The organism is Serratia sp. JSRIV004, assembly GCF_019968705.1.
Taxonomy (GTDB): Bacteria; Pseudomonadota; Gammaproteobacteria; order Enterobacterales; family Enterobacteriaceae; genus Chania; species Chania fonticola_B.
The window spans coordinates 1,274,946-1,298,144 of sequence record NZ_CP074140.1 but is presented as its reverse complement, the minus strand read 5'-3'; the positions used below and the strand labels follow the sequence as shown (position 1 = coordinate 1,298,144).

At 60.5% G+C, this 23,199-nt stretch carries 1 protein-coding gene; it reads left to right on the top strand.

The window, feature by feature from the left end; all coding sequences use genetic code 11:
• Positions 1 to 518: 518 nt before the first annotated feature.
• Entirely contained in the window at positions 519 to 23,030 is a 22,512-nt protein-coding gene (locus KGP21_RS06010; RefSeq protein WP_223537506.1) for an Ig-like domain-containing protein, read from the top strand.
• Positions 23,031 to 23,199: the final 169 nt, after the last annotated feature.

Here is a 23,199-nt window from a genome sequence, read left to right as displayed (position 1 = left end):
AACCGTTAACTTTGTAATGTAATTATCTTATTTACTCCACCCGGTAGCACCAGTTATAAAATAAGTAAAACCTTTAACGTAAAAAAAATTAACCTATTGATTTTAATAAATTAACTATGTAATGGCAGCTAATTTAAATGGTAATTAAAATACAAATTATCTAATTTAAAATTAAAACACCCCGCTGAATTAAGAAACCATCAATTATCCATGGGTACTTACCCACCTTGGTAAATAAGAATTTTTATCAATAGCAAATTCGCACAATAATCATTACTACGTATGGCATTTTTATCAAAGCTCGCTTATACCTTACCTCACGGATAAATTAGGAAGATTAATCTTAAAACCCTTTCAGGGATGAGTTTAGTGTTAACTTTGTATTAATTAGTCATCTAAACACCAGGTTAAATTTAGCTCTAGGGCACCCCCTCGGGCATTCCAGCGCGCCTACAAAAGCCACACAAACGGCTTTGGCGCGCTATGCAAATTAACTTTGGCGTTCAGAGGCTAACCACATGGCACAATCCAATTTTACCCTTGGGGCTGTTGATATTATTGCTCGTCATGGCGGCGCGAAAATCGCTGACGTAGCAACCGGTACCCGTTCCGTCAGCCTCACACAAAGCAGTATTGTGCGGATCCATGGTACTCAGGCTTTGGTGAGCAGCTATGAACGCCAAGGTAACGACCTGATCGTGCATATGAAAGATGGCACCACGGTACGTTATCAGAGCTTCTTTGAAGTGGACGCCGACGGTAAACACAGCGAATTGGTGTTTGATGATGGCAATGGCGCCATCCAGCACGCGATATTCCCGGCAACCGCCGCTACCACTGAACCAATGCTGATCACGCCGCAGTTTGAATCACTGTCTGACGTTTCACCTCTGCTAATTGGCAACCATGATTTATCCAACGGTGCCATCGCCGCCATTCTAGCCGGCCTGGCGCTGGGGGCTGGCGTCGCCATAGCTACCGGGACGGGGAAGAACGACCACAACAATGACGAACCGTCCGTACCACCAGAACAACCTACCCTGACCGTAGGAAAACTGGGTCAGGACAACGTTCTCAACGCCAGTGAAGTTAAAATTGCCCAGTTACTGAGCGGCCTGACCACCGGCGTTGCCGCAGGCGTGACCATCACGCTGACGCTCAACGGCAAAAGTTACACCACTACCGTCGGGGCCGATGGCAAGTGGAGCTTTGATTTCAGCTCCGCTGCGCTTGCTGGCCTAAAAGACGGCAATTATCAACTGACGGTTAAACTGACTAACCAGGAGGGGATCAGCGTCGAAAAAACGATCAGCGTACTGGTCGATACCACCCCGCCTGTCTTGACCGTCAACAAGCTGACCGGCGATGACCACCTGACCGGTGCCGAGTTAAAAGCGGCGCAGGCGCTGAGCGGTACCGGCGAGGTCGGGCTGACAATTACCATTACCCTGAACGGTAAAACCTACACCACGACGGTGGGTAGCGACGGCAAATGGAGCCTGCAACTGCCTGCGGCAGATCTGGCTTTGCTGAAAAACGGTAACTACGAGTTAATCGTGACCTCCGTCGATAAAGTGGGCAACCAAACCACGGTCGATCATCAGATCTCGGTTGATACCACCGTAGTTAATCCTACCCCGCAGATCACGATTAACGCCCTGACCGGCGATAACGTAATCAACGCCAACGAAGCGAAAAGCACCCAAACGCTGAGCGGCCATACGCAAAATGTTCAAGCAGGGCAAACCGTTACCATCACCTTGAACGGCAAAACCTATAGCGCAGTGGTTCAAGGCGATGGCAGTTGGTCGCTTTCACTGCCTGCCGCCGATCTGGCCGCGCTGGCCAATGGCTCGATCACGCTCAATGCCACCGTCACCGACAAAGCAGGCCAAAGCGCCAATGCGCATGAGAACATCACCGTCGATTTGACCGCCCCGGTGCTGACCGTCAACAAACTGGCCGGAGACGACGTACTCAACGCCGCCGAGGCGCAAACATCACAGACCCTGAGCGGCACCAGCAATCCTGGCCAGACCATTGTCGTTACCCTGAATGGTAAAACCTACACGACAGTCACTGGCGGGGATGGCAAGTGGAGCCTGGTACTGCCTGCCGCAGACCTGCAGGCGTTGGCTCAAGGGGATAATACCCTCACCGTGACGGCTACCGACGCCGCAGGCAACAGCACTACCGTGACGGAGCACTTGCAGGTAGATACCGTGCCACCGGTGCTGACGTTGGATAAATTTACCGGCGACGATTTGATCACCGTCGACGAGCAAAAATCGGCGCAAAACATCACCGGCACCGCTTCCGTCAGCGAGGCTGGGCAGGTGGTCAGCATTTCCTTCAATGGTAAAACCTATACCGGCATCGTAGGTGCCGATGGCAAATGGAGCATCAGCGTGCCAGCCGCGGATATGGCCGCGTTGATCGACGGTAGCTATCAGATGATCGCCACGCTCAGCGATCAGGCAGGCAATACCACCACTACCGCCCCACAAGTGATCACCGTAGACAGCAATGCTTCGGCAATCAATATCGGTATTGTCTCTTCAGACGATAAACTCAACGCCGTCGAAGCCGGGCTTCCTCTTGCCATCAGCGGCACCACGGCCAACGTCGCCACCGGGGCTACCGTTACCGTCACGCTCAATGGCAAAACCTATACCGCGCTGGTATTGGCAGACGGCAGTTGGACATTGCAGGTGCCTAGCGCCGATCTGCAACTGCTGGCCGAAGGCAGCAACACCATTTCTGCCAGCGTGACAGGCAACGATGGTTCTACCGTGACCACCACGCACAATCTGGACGTTTACACTCATGATTTGCCTGCGGTGACTCTGGACACGCCGTTTGGTGATGGCATCCTGAATGGCGCAGAAGCGGGTCAGCCACAGACGCTTACCGGCACCACCGGCATCACCAGCCCGGGCCAGACCATCACCATCACCCTGGGCGGTAAAACCTATACCGGCACCGTGGATGGCAGCGGCCATTGGAGCGTCACCATCCCTGCCGCCGATCTGCAAGCGTTGCCAGACGGCACGCCGGCCTTGACCATCACGGTTACCGATGCGGCGGGCAACAGCAATACGCTGAACACCACCGTCACCGTCGATGAGACCGCGCCAACCCTCACCATCAACACCATCGCGGGCGACGATATCCTCAACGCTGCTGAGGTGCTGGTGGCGCAGACCGTCTCCGGCACTGCGTCCGTTGCCGATGCGGGCCGCACCGTCACCCTGACCTTGAACGGCAAGACCTACACCGCTGTGGTACAAGCGGACGGCACCTGGAGCGCTTCACTGCCAGCAGCTGACCTCGCCGCTCTGGCCGACGGCAACCATAATCTGGTCGCCACCCTCACCGATGCGGCAGGCAACAGCACCAGCGTCACCCACGGCATCAACGTCGACGCCAACCCGGCCAATCTGCCAACGCTCAGCATCGGCGTGTTCGCCGGTAACGACATTGTCGACGGCGCAGAGGTGAAAACCGCTCAGACCCTGACCGGTACCACCACTCATGTGGAAGCGGGCCAGACCGTCACCATCACACTAAACGGCAAAACCTACACCGCCACCGTGCTGGCAGACGGTTCCTGGAGCACCAGCGTACCGGCTGCCGATCTGGCGCTGCTGACCAACGGCCAGACCACCCTCACCGCCACCGTCAACGACAGCGCCGGGAACCCGGCCAGTGCCAGCCATGACGTGACCGTCGACACCAGCCTGAGCGGGCTGTCTATCGCCGTCATTGCCGGTGATGACAAACTCAGCCTGGCAGAAAGTCAGTCTCCATTGGTCATCAGCGGCAGCAGTGCCAACCTGGCAGTCGGAACTACGGTCACCCTGACCCTGAACGGTAAAACCTACACCGGCACTACCCTGGCGAACGGCTCCTGGAGCGTCACCGTGCCTGCCGCCGATCTGGCGTTGCTGGCCGATGGTTCCGCCTCCGTGACAGTGAGCGCCGTCGATCAGGCCGGTAACCCGGTTAGCGACAGCCACAACCTGGACGTATTTATCCATGGCCTGCCGGACGTCACCCTGAACACGCCGTTTGGCGATGGCATCCTGAACGGCGCAGAGGCGGGCCAACCGCAGACATTGACTGGGACGACTGGCATCACCACGCCAGGGCAAACCGTCACGGTCACCCTGGGCGGTAAAACCTATACCGGCACCGTGGATGCCAACGGCAACTGGAGCATCACCATTCCTGCGGCCGATCTGCAAGCATTGCCAGACGGCACGCCGGCCTTGAGCGTCACGGTCACCGATGCGGCGGGCAATAGCAATACGCTGAACACCACCGTCACCGTCGATGAGACCGCGCCAACCCTCACCATCAACACCATCGCAGGCGACGATATCCTCAACGCTGCTGAGGTGCTGGTGGTGCAGACCGTCTCCGGCACTGCGTCCGTTGCCGATGCGGGCCGCACCGTCACCCTGACCTTGAACGGTAAAACCTACACCGCCGTGGTGCAGCCAGACGGTTCATGGAGCACCAGCCTACCTGCCGCCGATCTGCAAGCGCTTAGCGATGGTAGCCATAACCTGGTCGCTACCCTCACCGATGCGGCAGGCAACAGCACCAGCGTCACCCACGGCATCAACGTCGACGCCAACCCGGCCAATCTGCCAACGCTCAGCATCGGCGTGTTCGCCGGTAACGACATTGTCGACGGCGCAGAGGTGAAAACCGCTCAGACTCTGACCGGTACCACCACCCATGTGGAAGCGGGCCAGACCGTCACCATCACCCTGAACGGCAAAACCTACACCGCCACCGTGCTAGCAGACGGTTCCTGGAGCACCAGCGTACCGGCTGCGGATCTGGCGCTGCTGGCCAACGGCCAGACCACCATTACCGCCACCGTCAGCGACAGCGCCGGGAACCCGGCCAGTGCCAGCCATGACGTGACCGTCGACACCGACCTCAGCGGGCTGTCTATCGCCGTCATTGCCGGTGATGACAAACTCAGCCTGGCGGAAAGCCAGCTGCCGCTGGCCATTAACGGCAGCAGCGCCAACCTGGCCGTCGGGACTACGGTTACTGTCACCCTGAACGGTAAAACCTACACCGGCACCACGCTGGCAGACGGCTCCTGGAGCGTCACCGTGCCTGCCGCCGACTTGGCGTTGCTGGCCGATGGTACCGCCACCGTGACCGTCACCGCCGTCGATCAGGCCGGTAACCCGGTCAGCGATAGCCACAACCTGGGCGTCTTTACCCACACCCTGCCAGACGCCACCCTGAACACACCGTTTGGCGATGGCATCCTGAATGGCACGGAAGCGGGTCAACCGCAGACCCTCACTGGCACCACAGGTATTACCACGCCAGGCCAAACCGTCACCGTCTCACTCGGCGGTAAAACCTATACCGGCACCGTGGATGCCAACGGCAACTGGAGCGTCACCATTCCTGCGGCCGACCTGCAAGCGCTGCCAGACGGCACGCCAGCCTTGACCGTCACGGTCACCGATGCGGCGGGCAACAGCAACACCTTGAACACCACCGTTACCGTCGATACGACGGCACCAACTCTGACCGTGGGCCTGATTGCTGGCGATGATGTGCTGAACGCTGCCGAAGTGCTGGTGGCACAGACCGTGTCTGGCACCGCTTCCGTGGCCGATGCGGGCCGCACCGTGACCCTGACCTTGAACGGTAAAACCTACACCGCCGTGGTGCAGCCAGATGGTTCATGGAGCACCAGCCTGCCTGCGGCCGACCTCGCCGCCCTGGCCGACGGTAGCCACAATCTGGTCGCTACCCTCACCGATGCGGCGGGCAACAGCACCAGCGTCACCCACGGCATCAACGTCGACGCCAACCCGGCCAATCTGCCAACCGTCAGCATCGGCATCTTCGCCGGTAACGACATTGTCGATGGCGCAGAGGTGAAAACCGCCCAAACCCTGACTGGTACCACCACCCATGTGGAAGCGGGCCAGACCGTCACCATCACCCTGAACGGCAAAACCTACACCGCCACCGTGCTGGCAGACGGTTCCTGGAGCACCAGCGTACCGGCTGCCGATCTGGCGCTGCTGACCAACGGCCAGACCACCATCACCGCCACCGTCAACGACAGCGCCGGGAACCCGGCCAGTGCCAGCCATAACGTGACCGTCGACACCAGCCTGAGCGGGCTGTCTATCGCCGTCATTGCCGGTGATGACAAACTCAGCCTGGCAGAAAGTCAGTCGCCATTGGTCATCAGCGGCAGCAGTGCCAACCTGGCCGTCGGAACTACGGTCACCCTGACCCTGAACGGTAAAACTTACACCGGCACTACCCTGGCGGACGGCTCCTGGAGCGTCACCGTGCCTGCCGCCGATCTGGCGTTGCTGGCCGATGGTTCCGCCTCCGTGACAGTAAGCGCCGTCGATCAGGCCGGTAACCCGGTCAGCGACAGCCACAACCTGGGCGTGTTTATCCATAGCCTGCCGGACGCCACCCTGAACACGCCATTTGGCGATGGCATCCTGAACGGTGCAGAGGCGGGCCAATCCCAGACGCTCACCGGTACCACTGGCATCACTACGCCGGGGCAGAGCGTTACCGTCACCCTGGGCGGTAAAACCTATACCGGCACCGTGGATGCCAACGGCAACTGGAGCGTCACCATTCCTGCGGCCGACCTGCAAGCGCTGCCAGACGGCACGCCAGCCTTGACCGTCACGGTCACCGATGCGGCGGGCAACAGCAACACCTTGAACACCACCGTCACCGTCGATGAGACCGCGCCAACCCTCACCGTGAGTCTGGTTGCAGGGGATGACGTGCTGAACGCAGCCGAAGTGCTGGTGGCGCAGACCGTCTCCGGTACCGCCTCGATTGGTGATGCTGGCCGCACCGTCACCCTGACCTTGAACGGTAAAACCTACACCGCCGTGGTGCAGCCAGACGGTTCATGGAGCACCAGCCTGCCTGCCGCCGATCTGCAAGCACTCAGCGACGGCAGCCATAACCTGGTCGCCACCCTCACCGATGCGGCGGGCAACAGCACCAGCGTCACCCACAACATCAACGTCGACGCCAACCCGGCCAATCTGCCAACGCTCGGCATCAACGTGTTCGCCGGTAACGACATTGTCGACGGCGCAGAGGTGAAAACCGCCCAAACCCTGACCGGTACCACCACCCATGTGGAAGCGGGCCAGACCGTCACTATCACCCTGAACGGCAAAACCTACACCGCCACCGTGCTGGCAGACGGTTCCTGGAGCACCAGCGTACCGGCTGCCGATCTGGCGCTGCTGGCCAACGGCCAGACCAGCATTACCGCCACCGTCAGCGACAGCGCCGGGAACCCGGCCAGCGCCAGCCATGACGTGACCGTCGATACCGACCTCAGCGGGCTGTCTATCGCCGTCATTGCCGGTGATGACAAACTCAGCCTGGCGGAAAGCCAGCTGCCGCTGGCGATCAATGGCAACAGCCAGAACCTGGCCGTCGGGACTACGGTTACCGTGACCTTGAACGGTAAAACCTACACCGGCACCACGCTGGCAGACGGCTCCTGGAGCGTCTCCGTGCCTGCCGCCGACTTGGCCTTACTGGCCGATGGCACCACCACCGTGACCGTCACCGCCGTCGACCAGGCCGGTAATCCGGTCAGCGGCAACCACGATCTGGGCGTGTTTATCCATAGTCTGCCAACCGCCACCCTGAACACACCGTTTGGCGATGGCATTCTGAATAGCGCAGAAGCGGGTCAGCCACAAACCATCACGGGGTCTACCGGCATCACCACGCCGGGGCAGACCGTTACCGTCACCCTGGGCGGAAAAACCTACACCGGCACCGTGGATGCCAGCGGCAACTGGAGCGCCACCATTCCGGCAGCCGATCTGCAAGCGCTGCCAGACGGCACGCCTACCCTGTCCGTAACCGTTACGGATGCCGCCGGTAACAGCAATACGCTGAACACCACCGTTACCGTCGATGAGACTGCCCCAACCCTCACCGTTAACGTAGTGGCTGGGGATGATGTGTTGAATGCCGCGGAAGTACAGGTGGCACAGACCGTCTCCGGTACCGCCTCGATTGGTGATGCTGGCCGCACCGTCACCCTGACCTTGAACGGTAAAACCTACACCGCCGTGGTGCAGCCAGACGGTTCATGGAGCACCAGCCTGCCTGCCGCCGATCTGCAAGCACTCAGCGACGGCAGCCATAACCTGGTCGCCACCCTCACCGATGCGGCGGGCAACAGCACCAGCGTCACCCACAACATCAACGTCGACGCCAACCCGGCCAATCTGCCAACGCTCGGCATCAACGTGTTCGCCGGTAACGACATTGTCGACGGCGCAGAGGTGAAAACCGCCCAAACCCTGACCGGTACCACCACCCATGTGGAAGCGGGCCAGACCGTCACCATCACGCTGAACGGCAAAACTTACACCGCTACCGTGCTGGCCGATGGCTCCTGGAGCACCAGCGTACCGGCTGCCGACCTGGCACTGTTGGCTAACGGCCAGACCACCATCACCGCCACCGTCAGCGACAGCGCCGGTAACCCGGCCAACGCCAGTCATGACGTGACCGTCAATACCAATCTCAGTGGGCTGTCCATCTCCGTGATCGCAGGAGATGACAAACTGAATCTGGCCGAAAGTCTGCAGCCGCTGACGATCTCCGGCGACAGCGCCAACCTGCCGCTCGGTGCCATCGTCACCGTGACGCTGAATGGCAAGATTTACATCGGCCTAACCCTGCCAGACGGTTCCTGGAGCGTTCAGGTCCCAGCCGCCGATTTAGCGCTGCTGGCCGATGGCACCGCCACCGTCAGCGTCAGCGCCGTCGATCAGGGCGGCAACCTGGTCAGCAATAGCCATAATCTGGGCGTGTTTATCCACACTCTGCCGGACGCCACCCTGAACACGCCGTTTGGCGATGGCATCCTGAACGGCACGGAAGCGGGCCAACAGCAGACCATCACGGGCTCCACCGGCATCACCACGCCGGGGCAGACCGTTACCGTCACCTTGGGCAGTAAAACCTATACCGGCACCGTGGATGCCAACGGCAACTGGAGCGTCACCGTCCCTACTGCCGATCTGCAAGCGCTGCCAGACGGTACACCGGCCTTGTCTGTAGTGGTCACCGATGCCGCTGGCAACAGCAATACGCTGAATACCACCGTCACCGTCGATGCAACCGCGCCAACCCTGACCGTGGGCCTGATTGCTGGCGATGATGTGCTCAACGCCGCCGAAGTGCTGGTGGCACAAACCGTATCCGGCACCGCCTCAATTGGTGATGCTGGCCGCACCGTCATCCTGACCTTGAACGGCAAAACCTACACCGCCGTGGTGCAACCGGATGGTTCGTGGAGTGCGTCACTGCCCGCCGCCGATCTGCAGGCGCTCAGCGACGGTAGCCATAACCTGGTCGCTACCCTCACCGATACTGCGGGCAACAGCACCAGCGTCACCCACAGCATCAACGTCGATGCCAACCCGGCCAACCTGCCGACCATCAGCGTCGGTGTATTTGCTGGTAATGACATTATCGACGGCGCAGAGGTGAAGACCGCTCAAACCCTGTCTGGCACCACTGCCCATGTGGAAGCGGGCCAGACCGTCACTATTACCCTGAACGGCAAAACCTACACCGCTACCGTGCTGGCCGATGGCTCCTGGAGCACCAGCGTACCGGCTGCCGATCTGGCACTGCTGGCCAACGGCCAGACCACCATTACCGCCACCGTCAGCGACAGTGCCGGGAACCCGGCCAGTGCCAGCCATGACGTGACCGTCGACACCAACCTCAGCGGCCTGTCGATTGCCGTGATTGCCGGTGACGACAAGCTGAATCTGGCCGAAAGCCTGCTGCCACTCACCATCAACGGCGGCAGTGCCAACCTGGCCACGGGGACAACCGTGACAGTCACGCTCAATGGTAAAACCTACACCGGTACCACGTTGGCAGACGGTTCCTGGAGCGTCACCGTGCCTGCCGCCGACTTGGCGTTGCTGGCCGATGGCACCGCCACTCTCAGCGTGACCGCCGTCGATCAGGCCGGTAACCCGGTCAGCGGCAGCCACGATCTGGGCGTGTTTATCCATAGCCTGCCAGACGCCACGCTGAACACGCCGTTTGGCGATGGCATTCTGAATGGCGCAGAAGCGGGTCAGCCGCAAACCATCACGGGGTCCACCGGCATCACCACACCAGGCCAGACCGTCACGGTCACCCTGGGCGGTAAAACCTATACCGGCACCGTGGATGCCAGCGGCAACTGGAGCGCCGCCATTCCGGCAGCCGATCTGCAAGCGCTGCCAGACGGCACGCCAGCCTTGACCGTTACGGTTACTGACAGCGCAGGTAACAGCAATACGCTGAATACCACCGTCACCGTCGATGCAACCGCGCCTACCCTCACCGTGGGCCTGATTGCTGGCGATGATGTGCTGAACGCCGCCGAAGTGCTGGTGGCACAGAGCGTCTCCGGCAGCGCCTCGATCGCGGATGCGGGTCGCACCGTGACCCTGACCTTGAACGGCAAAACCTACACCGCCGTGGTGCAGCCGGATGGTTCGTGGAGCACCAGCGTACCCGCTGCCGATCTGCAGGCGCTCAGCGACGGTAGCCACAATCTGGTGGCAATCCTCATCGATGCGGCTGGCAACAGCACCAGCGTCACCCACAGCATCAATGTCGACGCCAACCCGGCCAACCTGCCAACCGTCAGCATCGGTGTATTTGCCGGTAACGACATCATCGACGGCGCGGAAGTGAAAACCGCTCAGACCCTGTCAGGCACCTCCACCCATGTGGAAGCGGGCCAGATCGTGACCATTACGCTGAACGGTAAAACCTACACAGCCACCGTACTGGCCGATGGCTCCTGGAGCACCAGCGTACCGGCTGCCGACCTGGCGTTGTTGGCCAACGGCCAGACCACCATTACCGCCACCGTCAACGACACTGCAGGTAACCCGGCCAGCGGCAGTCATGAGGTGACCGTCGATACCGACCTCAGCGGGCTGTCGATTGCCGTGATCGCCGGTGATGACAAACTCAACCTGGCGGAAAGCCAACTGCCGTTGGCAATCAGCGGTAGCAGTACCAATCTGGCCGTCGGCGCCACGGTTACCGTGACCTTGAACGGTAAAACCTACACCGGCACCACACTGGCTGATGGTTCCTGGAGCGTCTCCGTACCTGCCGCCGACTTGGCATTGCTGGCCGATGGCACCGCTACCGTGACCGTCACTGCCACCGATCAGGCCGGTAACCCGGTCAGCGACAGCCACAACCTGGGCGTCTTTACCCATAGCCTGCCAGAAGCTACCCTGAATACGCCGTTTGGCGACGGCATTCTGAACGGTGCCGAAGCGGGCCAGCCTCAGACCCTCACAGGGTCTACCGGCATCACCACGCCAGGGCAGACCGTCACGGTCACCCTGGGCGGTAAAACCTACACCGGCACCGTGGACGGCAGCGGTAACTGGAGCGTCAGCGTTCCTTCTACCGATCTGCAAGCGCTGCCTGACGGCACACCAGCCTTGTCCGTAGTGGTCTCCGATGCCGCCGGTAACAGCAATACGCTGAACACCACCGTCACCGTTGATGCAACTGCGCCTACCCTCACCGTGGGTCTGGTTGCCGGGGATGATGTGCTGAACGCCGCCGAAGTGCTAGTGGCACAAACCGTGTCCGGCACCGCCTCGGTCGCGGATGCGGGTCGCACCGTGACCCTGACGTTGAACGGCAAGACTTACACCGCCGTGGTACAGCCAGATGGATCGTGGAGCACCAGCCTGCCTGCCGCCGATCTGCAAGCGCTCACCGACGGTAGCCACAATCTGGTCGCTACCCTCACCGACGCGGCTGGCAACAGCACCAGCGTCACCCACAGCCTCAATGTCGATGCCAACCCGGCCAATCTGCCAACGCTGAGCATCGGCGCATTCGCCGGGGACGATATCGTTAACGGGGCCGAAGCGCTGGTCACTCAGGCCCTGTCCGGTACCACCACCAATGTCGAGGTGGGCCAGACCGTTACCCTGACCTTGAACGGCAAAACCTACTTCGCCACCGTGCAGGTAGGCGGCGGCTGGAGCGTTAACGTTCCGGCGGCGGATATGGCGCTGTTGGCCAACGGCCAGGCTACCATCACCGCCAGCGTCAGCGATCGGGCAGGCAACCCGGCCACCGGCAGCCATACCATCAGCGTTGATACGGCGGTGGAAAGCATCGCCATTAACCTGATTGCCGGCGACGATAAGCTGAACCTGACCGAAGCCTCACAGCCGCTGACCATCAGCGGGACTACGGTCAATGTGAACGCAGGCCAAACCGTTACCGTAACCTTGAACGGTAAAACCTACACCGGCGTCGTTCTGGCCAACGGCAGTTGGAGCGTTTCGGTGAACAGCGCCGATCTGCTGGCCCTGCAAGACGGCCTGACCACGGTCACCGCCAGCGTCTCCAACCCAGGAGTCGATCCGGTCAGCAACAGTCATTCGCTGGATGTGCATATCCATACCCTGCCAGAGCCAACCATCAATCTGCCGTTTGGCGATGGTTTCCTCAATCAGGCTGAAGCCGCCACGGCACAACTGCTGAGCGGCAGCACAGGCATCCCTGGTGCAGGACAAAGCGTGATCGTCACTCTGGGTGGCAAAACCTATACCGCAACCGTCGATGGCAGCGGTAACTGGAGCGTTTCCATCCCATCGGCCGATCTGCAAAACCTGCCAGCGGGCAGCAATACCATTAGCGTATCCGCTACGGACTCCGCGGGTAACAGCGTACCTGGCAGCACTACGGCACAGGTCGATCTGGTGCCACCCACTCTGGCGGTCAAGCCGTTTGCCGGGGATGACAAGGTTAACGCCCTGGAAAGCCTCAGCGACCAGGTGGTTTCCGGCACCGCTTCCATCGGTGACGCCGGTCGTACCGTCACGGTAACCCTCAACGGTAAGTCCTATACCGGGGTAGTCGCCAACGACGGCACCTGGAGTGCCACCATCCCAAGCGCCGATCTGCAAACAATTGGCGATGGCAGTTATCCATTGACCACCACCCTGAGCGATGCGGCGGGCAACACCACTACCGTCACCCACACCGTGACGATCGACGCCAATCCGCTGGATCTGCCAACCCTGAGCATCAATGTGTTTGCCGGTAACGATATTATCGACGGCGCAGAGGTGAAAACCAGCCAGACGCTGAGCGGCACCACCACCCACGTGGAAGCAGGCCAGTTGGTGACCATCACGCTGAATGGCAAAACCTACACCGCCACCGTGCTGGCAGACGGTACCTGGAGCACCAGCGTATCCGCCGCCGATCTGGGCCAACTGGCTCAGGGCAACAGCACCATTAACGTCACCGTTAGCGATACTTCCGGCAATCCGGCCACAGCAACGCACAACGTGCTGGTCAACACGGCCCTGAGCGGCATCGCCATCGACGTGATTGCCGGTGACGATAAGCTGAACCTGGCCGAAAGCCTGTTGCCATTAGCTATCAGCGGCAGCAGCCTCAATCTGGCCATTGGCGCAAGCGTGACCGTAACGCTGAACGGCAAAACCTACACCGGCATTACGCTGGCGGACGGTTCCTGGAGTGTGCTGGTTCCACCGGCCGATCTGGCGCTGTTGGCAGACGGCAATATCAACCTGAGCGTTTCCGCTGTCGACCAGGCCGGTAACCCGGTCAGCAGCAGCCATACCTTGGGCGTATTTATCCATAACCTGCCAGACGCCACCCTCAATACGCCGTTTGGCGATGGCATCCTGAACGGCACGGAAGCGGGCCAGCCGCAGACCATCACCGGCTCCACCGGCATTACCACGCCGGGGCAAACCGTGACCGTGATCCTTGGGGATAAAACCTACACCGCCACGGTGGACGGTAGCGGCAACTGGAGCGTCACCGTTCCGGTTGGCGATCTGCAGGCATTGCCGGATGGGACGCCATTGCTCAACGTTGTGGCCACCGATTCTGCGGGCAACAGCAACACCCTGAGTGGCACCGTCGTGGTCGATAAGGTCGCTCCGACCCTCACCATCGGCGTCATTGCCGGGGATGACGTGCTTAACAGCGCAGAAGTGCTGCTTAACCAGACCGTCTCAGGCACCGCCTCCATCGGCGATGCTGGTCGTACCGTAACGCTGACGTTGAACGGTAAGACTTACACCGCAGTGGTTCAGCCTGATGGTTCGTGGAGCACTTCACTGCCAAGCGCCGATCTCACCGCACTGTCCGATGGCAGCTATAACCTGGTCGCCACTTTGACCGATAGCGCCGGTAACAGCACTAGCGTCACCCACGCCATCGGGGTTGATGCCAGCGCGTTGAACGCACCGGTGCTGACCATCGGCACCTTTGCGGGCAACAATATTATTGACGGTGCCGAGGTGCAGGCAACGCAAACCCTGAGCGGCAGCAGCCTGAACGTTGAAGCCGGGCAGATCGTTTCCATCACCCTCAATGGCAAAACCTATACCGCCACCGTGCAGGCAGACGGTTCCTGGAGCACCAGCGTACCGACGGCCGATCTGGCTCTGCTGACCAACGGTAACTTAACGATCACCGCCGACGTCACCGATAAAGCCGGTAACCCGGCCAGCGCCACCCATGATGTTACGGTCGATCTCACCCAGAGCGCCCTGGCGATTGCTCCAATCACTGGCGATAACCAGTTGAACGCCATCGAAGCCGCCGCAGGGATCAGCATCAGCGGGAGTTCCACCAACGTTGCCGCCGGTGCAACCGTCACTATTGCACTGAACGGTAAGTTCTACGAGGCAATAGTGCAGGCCGATGGCAGTTGGACGACAACCGTTCCTTCAGCGGATCTGACAATCCTGGGCGATGGCAAACTGACCGTCACCGTCAGTGCCACCGACGAAGCGGGCAACCTGGTCACCGGTTCGCAGCAGTTGGGCGTGCTGATCAACAGCCTGCCGGTTGCCACCCTGAACACGCCGTTCGGTGATGGCTATCTGAACAAGGCGGAGTCCACCAGCGATCAAACGCTAAGCGGCACCACCGGGGTGAGCGGCAGCGGGCAAACCGTCAGCGTGGTGCTGGGAGGGAAAACCTATACCGGCATTGTCGATAACAACGGCAACTGGAGCGTGAACGTACCAAGTGCCGATCTGGCGGCCCTGCCTGACGGCCCAACCAACATTGGAGTCACCGTCGGCGACGTGGCTGGCAATACCTCCAGCATCAACTCCAGCGCCACAGTCGATCTGACCGTGCCGGTGCTGACCATCAACACCATCAGCGGTGATGACATCATCAACATCGCCGAAAGCCAGCAAGCGCTGCAAATCACCGGTACTGCACCGATCAACGACAGCGGCCAGCCAGTGGTGGTGAAAGTCACCATCAACGGCTTGACCTATAACGGGCTGGTGCTGGCGGATGGCAGTTGGAGCGTCACCATTCCGGCTGGCGATCTGGCTAACCTGCCGAACGGTGCCTCTTCCATCACCGCCACCTTGACCGACGCCGCTGGCAACACCGGCAGCGTCAGCCACGGCATCACCCTGGATACCGACCCGGCCCAGGCGCCGCTGTTGACCATCAACACCCTGTCCGGCGATGACTACCTCAGCCTGGCGGAATCCAACCTGCCGCTGACCATCAGCGGGGGTAGCCAGCGCGTCGAACAGGGGCAACAGGTCACCGTAACGCTCAATGGCAAAACCTACACCGCCATCGTCGGCGCGGACGGCAGTTGGAGCCTGCAGGTTCCGGCGGTGGATGTGGGGGCCTTGCCAGACGGTAAAGACACCCTCACCGCCACGGTTAGCGATACCTCTGGCAACCAGGCTACCGCCAACCACAACCTCACCGTGATCACCGATGCGGGCAATCTGCCACAGCTGTCGGTCAACGTGATTGCCGGTGATGACATCATCAACGCCAATGAGGCGAAAGCTGCCATCATCATCAGCGGGGGATCCAGCCACGTGCAGCCTGGCCAGGTGGTCAGCGTGCTGCTTAACGGCAAAACCTACACCGCCGTGGTACAAGCAGACGGCAGTTGGAGCGCAACGGTGCCATCAGCCGACGTGCAGGCATTGCCGCAAGGTTCGCAGACCGTGACTGCCTCGGTGACCGATATCGCCGAGAACCCGGCCAGCGCTACCCATAACGTCACTGTTGATACCGTGCCGCCGTTGCTGGAGATCGATATCTTCGCTGGTGACGGCATCCTGAACCTGGCGGAAGCACTGCTGGGGCAAGTGTTGAGCGGGCATACCGATCCGGGCCTGACCGTTACCGTCACGCTGGGTGCCAACGTTTATACCGCCCTGGCGGATCCGACGACCGGCGCGTGGAGCGTCAATATCCCAAGCAATATCCTGCAAGGGCTGTTGGATGGTAGCGTGACCATCGGCGTGAGCGTCACCGACGCCGCAGGTAACGGCGTGTCAGACTCCATCACGGTGGCGGTCAATACCCATACGCTGCCATCACTGACGTTGAACCCGCTGTTCGGTGACAATATTCTCAATATTGCCGAACTGGGCATCGCTACGCCAATCGGTGGTGCAGCGGCCAACCTGCTGGTTAACACCCCGGTATTGGTCAAGATTGGCACCTACGTGGTGAACGGTATCGTGAATAACGATGGTACCTGGAGCGCGCTGATCCCAGCCAATGCCCTAGCCTTGCTGGCAGACGGCACCGTGCAGGTGGTGGTCTCCGCCGTGGATGCGGCCGGTAACCCTGCCAGCGCCGGTGGTTCACTGGAGATCCTGTCGCATATCCTGCCGAATCCAACCATTAACCTGCCGTTTGGCGACGGCGCACTGAACCTGGTGGAAGCCGGGGTCAATCAGTTGCTGACCGGCACCACCGGCATTATTGGCAACGGTCAAACGGTGGTAGTCAGCCTCAACGGTAAAGACTACAACGCCACGGTCGGCAACAACGGCCAATGGAGTGTCACACTGCCAACCGCCGATCTGCTGGAGCTGTTGGATGGGCCGCACACCATCAGCGTGGTCGCTACCGATAAAGGCGGCAACAGCCACGGCACGACGTTGGACTTTGACAGCATCCTCACCGGGCTGCCGGTGGCCGGGTTTGACACGCCGTTTATCGATGGCATTGTCAACCATGCCGAAGCCTTGTTGGGCGGAGCCCTCACCGGTTCCACCGGGCTTGCCAGCGACGTAGGCCAGAAAGTGATGGTCAACGTCAACGGCCTGAACCTGGCCGCTACGGTAAATGCCGACGGCAGTTGGACGCTGCCACTCGACAGTGCCACCCTGCTCGGCCTGCCGGATGGCAACTGGCCGATCACGGTGACGGTTACCGATGCAGTGGGTAACACCAGCAGCACCAACGGCGCGCTGGAGATCCTGGTCAACAAGCTGCCGTTGCCAACACTGGACCTGCCCTTTGGCGATGGCCTGCTGAATATTGCCGAAGCCGCGCTGACGCAAACCCTGACCGGCAAAACCGGGCTGATCGGCAGCGGCCAGATCGTCACGGTGACGGTGGACGAAGGTCTGCCAAATCAGCAGACCTTTACCGCTCAGGCCGATGGGCTGGGTGGCTGGTCTCTGCAACTCACTGCAGCACAACTTGCCGTGTTCACCAACGGGCAACATACCATTGAGGTCACCGTCGAGGATCGTGGAGGCAATACGGCCACCACCTCACCGCTGGACGTTAATGCCCTGCTGACGCTTCCGACTCCTACCATAGTTCCGCCGTTTGGCGTTGACGGTGTGCTGAGCATCAGCGAAGCCGCCGGTGCGCTGACGATCACCGGCACCACCGGGGTAAATGGCTCAGGCCAGGCGGTGAAAGTGGTTATCGATGTCAATGGCGTCAGTTACAACGCGCAGGTTGATATCAACGGCAACTGGTCGTTACCGCTGCCTGCGGCCACCCTGAGCACCTTGCTGGATGGGCCACACGTGCTGACCGTCACGGCGACCGACGCCGCGGGCAACACCAATAGCAGCAGCCTGAACTTCACCAGCGATCTCACTGCACCGGTGCCAACCATCAACACACCGTTCGGTGACGGTTTCCTCAACCTGGCCGAGGCCAACCTGGGGCAAATTCTCACAGGCAGCGCAGGTGATGCGACTACGGTCAGCGTGAAGATTGGGACGCAAACCTTTACCGCACAGGTCAGCGGCGGCAACTGGAGCCTGGCGCTGACTACGCCGCAGTTAAAAGCGCTGGCCGAGGGCGATAATACCATCACCGTGACCGCCACGGATGCCGCTGGCAACCAGGGCACGGCCGGTTCTTCAGTACATATTTCCGTCAACTCGCTGCCGTCTGTCACCATCAGTAACTTTACGGCGGATAACATCATCAACTATGCCGAGAGCCAATCGGTACAGTTGATAACCGGTACCTCCACCAACGTCGCGGTTGGGCAACAAGTGACCGTTACGCTCAATAGCAAAACCTATACCGGTGTGGTGTTGGCCGATGGCAGTTGGAGCGTGTCTGTCCTGCCTGCCGATCTGAAAGCCCTGAGCGGGACGCCAAGCATCACGGCTCAGGTCAGCGATCAGGCCGGGAACGTCGCCGTCGACAACCACAACTTCACCGTTAACCTGACGCCTCCGGGCCAGATCATCACTCTCGATCCGGTGACAGGCGATAACATCGTTAACGCCAGCGAAGTTGGGCTGATCATCAACCTGACCGGTAAAGTGGTTGGCGGGATCGGGCTTGGTCAGGTTGTCACCATTATCGTTGGTGGCTTGCCACTAGGGATCCCGGTGACCACCCTGGCGGATGGCACCTTCAGCACCGTGGTGACCTTCCCGGTTGACGGCAATATCGTGGTTTCGGCCAGCACCACGTTGCTGACACCACTGCCAACGGTATTTACCGCCAGTGAAACCGTGTTGGTCGATCGCATTCCACCAACGCTCACCATCAATACCTTCGCGGGTAACGACGTGTTGAACGCCAGTGAAAGCTCAGTCGCCCAGGCGATCTCCGGTACCGCTTCGGTTTCGGAAGCGGGCCGCATTGTCACCGTCACGCTGAACGGCAAAACCTACAGTGCGCAGGTCAGTGGAGCCGGCACCTGGTCGGTCAACGTGCCACCGGCAGATCTGGTTAACCTGCCGCAGGGCAGTAGCACCATTAATGCCACCCTGTCCGACGCGGCAGGCAACACCACGCCGGCAACGCATGTCATTACTACCGATACCACGGCACCACTGCTGTCGGTCGATCTGCTGACCGGGGACAATATCCTGACGCTGGCAGAAGCCCTGCTCGGCCAGACATTGACCGGGACTGGCGGCATTGGCGAAACCGTCACCGTTACGTTAGGGCCGTTGACCGCCAGCGTGGTGGTTGGCCCGGATGGCAAATGGAGCATTCCGCTGCCGTCGCTCAATCTGCAAAGCTTGACCGATGGGCCGCAGATCATCGGCGTCACGCTGACCGACACCGCTGGCAACAGCAGCCATACCGACGTAACGCTGAACGTGGCGTTGAACAAAACGCTCGGCGCGGGGGTTAACGCCCTGTTTGGCGGTGATGGCGTGCTGAACCTGGCCGAATCGCTGCTGACTCAGGTGATCAGCGGTAACGCCACTGGCGATTACAACGGTGCGGTGGTGCATGTCACCGTTGCCGGGATAACGCTGGATGCCAACGTGGGCGGCAACGGCCAGTGGAGCGTCTCACTGCTGCCAAGCCAACTGAGCCTGTTGGGTGACGGTCTGGCACAGATACAGGTGCAAATCGTTGATTCCCACGGCAACGTGGTCAACGACCTGATCGATATCGATGTCCTTACGCAGAACCTGCCGGTGATCGGCCCGGTCACCGCCTTTGGCGATGGCCTGCTGAATGCGGTTGAAGCCGGTGTGTCTCAGACCATCAGCGGGGTGATTAACGGCCTTGGTATCGGCGGCGGCAGTGTTAGCGTCAGCCTGGGCACCAAAACCTATACCGTTAGCGTGGGCGCGGGCGGTGTCTGGAGCCTGTCGATCCCACCGCTGGATCTGGCTGCCCTGAGCGACGGCAATCTGGCGCTGGGCGTCTCGGTGACCGACTCTGCTGGTAACGTGGTGAGTAAAAACATCGATATCACCGCTATCATCCACAATCTGCCGCATATCGTGCTGGATCCGATCTTTGGCGACGGTATCCTCAACGTGGCCGACCTGCTGCTTAACCAGACCATCAGCGGCACCGTCACCAATCTGGCGAAGGGTGCCACCATCAATCTGGATATTGCCGGTTCGCAAACGCTGACGGCCACCGTAGGCGACGGCGGCAAATGGAGCGCCACCGTCACGCCGGATATCCTCGGTATCCTGCAAGGGCTGGGCAACGGTAACTTTACCGTCACCGCCTCGGCGACCGACTCGGTGGGTAACACCACCAGCGCCACCGCCGGGCTACAGCTGGATGTCAAACTGCCGGTGATCACGCTCGATCCGCTGTTTGGCGGTGATGGCTTCCTCAACGCGGCGGAAGCGTTGGTGGCACAAACCGTCAGCGGTACCGTGGCCTTCGCCAGCACCGGTGCGCAGGTGCAGGTTTCTCTTGGCGGTAAAAACTTCCTGACCACCGTCGGTACCGACGGCAAGTTCAGCCTGGTGCTGCAACCTGCCGATCTGCATACCCTGCTGGACGGCAATATCAACGTTGGCGTTTCGGTGCTGGATGGTTCCGGTAACACCGGCGTGCTGAATACGGCGATTGATGTGATCGTCAACAAGCTGCCAACGCTGGCGCTGAACCCGCTGTTTGGCGGCGACGGCTTCCTCAATGCGGCCGAAGCGTTGCTGACCCAGACCATCAGCGGGACCACCACCAATGCGGCGGCAGGTTCCCAGGTGGTGATCAAGGTCGGTACGCTGCAACTGAACGCCACGGTCGGTGCCGACGGTAGCTGGAGCGCCACCATCAATCCGCTGCAGTTGGCGGATCTGGCGGCGGGCAATCTGATCGTCAGCGCCACGGTCACCGATCCGGCAGGTAACTCCAGCGGTGCCAGCGTAGGCCTCAACGTGGCGACCATTCTGCCAACGCTGACGCTGAACCCTCTGTTTGGCGACGGCACGCTGGATCTGAGCGATCTGCTGTCACCGCAGATCCTGAGCGGCAACGCTGGTAACGTGTCGGCCGGGACCACCATCACTCTGACGCTGGGCAGTCACACCTACACCACCAGCGTCGATGCCACCGGCAAATGGCAGTTGCCGATCCCAGCTCTTGATCTGCAAGGGCTGTTGGATGGCCTGACCAACGTCACCGCCAGCCTCACCGATGCGGCAGGTAACACCGTGAGCAAGGTCAGCCCGCTCAACGTGCTGATCAACGCCCTGCCAACCCTGACGCTGGATCCGCTGTTCGGCGGCGATGGCCTGCTGAATGCGCTGGAAGCGACCGGCAACCAGATCATCAGCGGGCACGCTACCAACGCACCGGGCTCTACCATTCAGGTTCATCTGGGCAGCAATACCTTCACCACCCAGGTGAAAGCGGATGGTAGCTGGTCACTCAGCCTGACGCCGCTCAACCTGTCCAGCCTGCTGGACGGCAATCTGTCACTGGGCGTTTCGGTCACCAACTCCGCAGGAAAAACCGGCAGCATCAGCGCCGATCTGGGTGTGGGTATCCACAACCTGCCGACCGTCAGCCTGGGCAGTCTGTTTGGTGATGGTTTCCTCAACCTGAGCGAAGCCAACCTGAACCAGCTGATCGGCGGCACCACCACCAACGCCATCGGCGGTAGCGTCAGCGTTAATGTGGGGGGACTGGTATTGACCGCCGCCGTAGGCAACGACGGGAAATGGAGCGTCAGCGTTCCTACCCTGAACCTGGTCAATCTGGCTGATGGGCCATTGTCGGTCGGCGTTACCGTCACCGACCGCTACGGTAACACCAGCTCGGCCAACGCCAACGCTACGGTGAAAATCCACGCGCTGCCGCTGTTGGGTATTGATGCTCTAGGGACTCTGACGGGTGCGCTGGGCATTCTGACCAACGGCCTGACCGTCAGCGGTACCAGCCTGAACGTGCAGCAAGGCGCGAAAGTCAGCGTCACCTTGCTGGGCAGTACGCTGCTAGGCACCGTAGACGCCACCGGTCATTGGTCGGTGAAATTCGACACCACCAACGCCCTCAAGGGTCTAAATGTGCTCAACCTGATCCCTACTCTGTTGGGCACCGTAGTGGCAGCTTCGGTCACCGACCTGGCGGGTAACGGGGTTAGCGTCTCTGCAGGGCTGACATCCGGTATCGAATTGCCACTGCTGCTGACGGCCAACGCGGCGGTCGAAACGCTGTCACTGGATACGTCGGGTGCCGAAAACACCAGCACCGACAGCGCGACCGATCTCACTACAGTACAGCATGCTCAGGTAGCCGCCGTGCAACACACCACGACAGAAACCAGCACGCCAACCAGCGAGGTCAGCAGTACCCAGACCACCACGGAGACCAGCGAGCCAGTCACCAGCACGCTGGTGGTGAACCCAACGCTGCCGGTTGATACCGCTGGTGTTACCACGGTTGAGGACACCACCTTCAGCATTGGCGGCGTCACCATCAATCTGGCGGATGGCACTACCGCAAGCGGTGACACCATCCATGGCAGCAGCGGTAATGATGTGATCCACGTCAACGCCCTCGACTTCCTGTCGATCGACGGCGGCGCGGGTATCGACACCCTGGAGCTGGATGGCAACAACCTCAACCTGGATCTGACGGCGCTGGGCCTGAAGGTGCAACACATCGATATCTTCGATTTGGGCACCAGCGGCACCAACAGCATCACGCTGGATCTGCACGAGGCGCTGAACGTCAAGGATGCGGCCAGTGACAACCTGCTGATCAAGGGCAGCGTCGGTGACCAGGTCAATCTGACCCAGGCCGAAGGCGGCACCTGGAGCTCGGTGGGCCAACGGACGGTCGATGGCCAAGTGTTCGACGTTTACCACAACTCCGCCCTTGAAAGCGGCAACACCCTGGGAGATGTCCTGGTGCAGCAAGGCCTGCACGTCAATCTGGTGTAGTACCCGGCCCATCCGTCAGCCACTGGCTCGTACGCAGCGAGCCAGTGGCATGGGAATGACAGAGTTCAGGCCAAGGCAGTGCGGCGGTTCCGTTCGGGAGACGGGCCGCCGAAATTAACGATCGTCACAATAACAAAGCCGAAACGGCAACCCAGCGCAGTTATCGGCA